Origin of the sequence: Bacillus sp. JJ722, assembly GCF_036963345.1 — a bacterium.
Classification (GTDB): domain Bacteria; phylum Bacillota; class Bacilli; order Bacillales; family DSM-1321; genus Bacillus_AD.
Map to the genome: position 1 here is coordinate 1 of NZ_JBALMO010000408.1, position 2,754 is coordinate 2,754.

At 30.3% G+C, this 2,754-nt stretch carries 4 protein-coding genes; 3 read left to right on the forward strand and 1 reads right to left on the reverse strand.

The features are described 5' to 3' along the window. The first annotated feature begins 418 nt into the window (after positions 1–418). The 3 genes from V7014_RS26855 to V7014_RS26865 all read left to right on the forward strand — a co-directional run bounded on the left by V7014_RS26855 (position 419) and on the right by V7014_RS26865 (position 2,217). Positions 419–1,219: a protein phosphatase 2C domain-containing protein gene (locus V7014_RS26855; RefSeq protein ID WP_335512138.1), complete on the forward strand. Its 801-nt coding sequence runs from the start codon at positions 419–421 to the stop codon at positions 1,217–1,219. Between the two features lie 182 nt (positions 1,220–1,401). Beyond that, complete coding sequence (locus V7014_RS26860) at positions 1,402–1,734, forward strand: hypothetical protein (protein WP_335512140.1); 333 nt, start codon at positions 1,402–1,404, stop codon at positions 1,732–1,734. A 66-nt stretch (positions 1,735–1,800) separates the two neighbouring features. Further along, entirely contained in the window at positions 1,801–2,217 is a 417-nt protein-coding gene (locus V7014_RS26865; protein WP_335512142.1) for an NUDIX hydrolase, read from the forward strand. 62 nt (positions 2,218–2,279) lie between these two features. Here the strand turns inward: V7014_RS26865 and V7014_RS26870 are convergent, their stop codons facing one another. Further along, entirely contained in the window at positions 2,280–2,714 is a 435-nt protein-coding gene (locus tag V7014_RS26870; RefSeq protein ID WP_335512144.1) for a DUF2871 domain-containing protein, read from the reverse strand. Between the last annotated feature and the right edge of the window lie 40 nt (positions 2,715–2,754).

Here is a 2,754-nt window from a genome sequence, read left to right on the forward strand (position 1 = left end):
AAAAAGGCCATTAAAGAATGAGCTAATCGAAAAATCACATAAATACAAGCACATCGTTTTATAATCTCAATTGATCTTTTTGTATATGAAAAGAGTTAAGTGTATTACATAATAAAGGAGCCTACGAAGTTGTCGGGGGTCGTTAAAACAACCTTTAAAATTCATTTAGGTATGAAACCAGCCTCGATAGACTGGTTTCATACAGGAGACTTTGTGAAGAAGGTCAAAGATTGAACTTCCTATATATCTTATAATGTAAATTTTACGAAATTATTAACAAATTTTAAAATATTTATTAATTTATATAAAAATAGTTAATTTTAAATATTTAGCTTAAAGTACATAACACATAGTGGTAAGTACTAATGCAAATGTGTGTATATTATAATTTTTATAAAAAAACAAGGAGAGGCTTGCTGTGGGAGATTTTAGTTGGGTTGGAAGTCAAGAAGCGTTTATTGATAAGCCAAGTAGTTATTTGCTCGCTCATCTTGTCGTTGGACGATATGGCGGTAACTCCGAAGCAGGACAGAATAAGAATGAAGATGGTTGTCTAGTATGGTTCGATGAAATTGCTAATTGGGAATTTGTAATTATTTTAGATGTTCACCAGACTGCTGAAAGTGCTGAAATAATTATAGATCTTTTCAATCAAAACAAAACTGAATTAGAGTACCTTTTATCAAAAACTATTCATTTTAAATTGTTTAAACAACTAGAAGAGTATACATTAAGTCTTTTTCTAAGCGATGAGTTCATTAGTTTTTGTCGACAAGTTAAAGGTGAAACATCTTGTTTAATTGTTGTTAGAAAAGAGAAGTATGTTTGGTGGTTTTCAGTTGGTGATTGTGTTCTTTATTTGTTTCATCCGGAATTAACAATATTAGGACAATACCAACTTAATCAAAGACAATTCTACGAGTGGATTGGACAAGTTAACACATTTGATAGTAAAATACCTTGCTATAGTAGTGGAACTAGGGAATTAAGACAAGGGATCAATCATCTTTTGCTGACTACTGACGGTTTAATTGAATGTCCAAATGACCCTTTTAAAGATGCAAGTGAAATATTTAAGGTGATGACTAATTCCAAGCAAATCCAAGGTGTTCAAACATTGTTGTTAACAATTAAAGAAAACAATGTTAAAGATAGTACAACTATTGTTTCATGGAAAGTTAATATATTAGAGGAAGCGGTAAAAGCAAGTAATCAATAATTTCTTTAACTATTTGAAAAGAAGCGGATTTAAGGCTTAGCCGGGACAGTAAAAATGGGTTATTGATTGGAGTTATTCTAGTTAATGACCCGTTTAAATTTTATTCTAGAAGATAATTTGACAGCTTTCTATTTATATAGTATTTTTTATCTTCTGAATTATCGAAAGAGAGATGAAGAGTATTGACTTTATTAATTGACGATGTAATAAGTAATGTATCCATTCTTAAAGATTATTCATTTGTAAAGAAAATTGAAAAAGGATACTCACCAGATAAAAAATATATAGTTACGGTCCGACAAAACAAATACTTTTTACGCCTATCAGACATGAAACATCATGAAAAGAGAAAATTAGAATTCTCACTCCTTAAAGAATTAGAAAAACACGATGTACAAACTCATAAAGCAATAGAATACACTTTATTAAATGATACAAATTTATCTGTAATGGTTTTAAGCTTTTATAGTGCCTTGTTTTTGTTATTGGTTTTGAATAAAGTTGATCATTTATAATTAGGTTTAGTTGAAGTAGTAATAGTCTTAATATATTTATTAGTCTAAAAGCAAGAGGTGTTATATATGAAAAGAGTAGATGTTGTATATGCATTTATTTTTGATGAAATAACCAAAAAGGTATTAATGGTTAATAATCAGCATTCAACTTGGTCCCTACCGGGAGGAGCGGTTGAAATAGGAGAAACCTTAGAACAGGCAGTTATTCGCGAAACAAAAGAAGAAACAGGTTTAGTAATTGAAGTAGGAAGTATTATTGCCGTTAATGAAGCGTTTTTTTCAAGAAAGGGACATCATGGTTTAATGATTACATTTGAAGCAAAAGCTATTGATGGAGAAATTAAAATTGAAGACAAGAATGAAATCGCCGAAATAAAATGGGTGGATGTAGATACTGCTAATAATTTAATGCCATACCATCCAGGCGGAATAGAAAGCTTATTAAATTCCTCATCTCCTTACGTTTTTCAAGGTGACTGTTAGTATTTTAAAATAAAAAAAGCGCTATGTATGAATAGAGTTCTTTCATAACATAGCGCTTTTTATTATGCTTTTCGAGTTTCGATTTGTTTTTTCAAAATTAACATGAAGAGTACTAGGCCAACTGTTAGGATAATATGCCCAAGTCCAGAAATACCTGAAATGGCAGCATCTAAACCTTTAGAAAGTTCAAGACTTCCATCAATTTCAAGGACAGTTGTAATTCCTCGAATAAACATCATCGTAACTGTGATGGCTAGTCCTATATGATAAAAAATGAAAAATAGATTAAAATTTTTGGATTCTGATAGTTTAAAGCACTTTTCGACTACAAGAAATATTAAAAACATCATAAATCCAAGGGACATTAAGTGACCGTGAACTTTTCCTAATGCTGTGGTATCAGTTACACCTAATATTTTGGTCAATTCTCTAAATAGAACACCACTGAATAGCGCAATAACTAAATAAACGAAAGCAGAGTTAAATAATTTTTTCATGATGCTTGATCTCCTTTTATGTAAGTTCTAATTTATATAC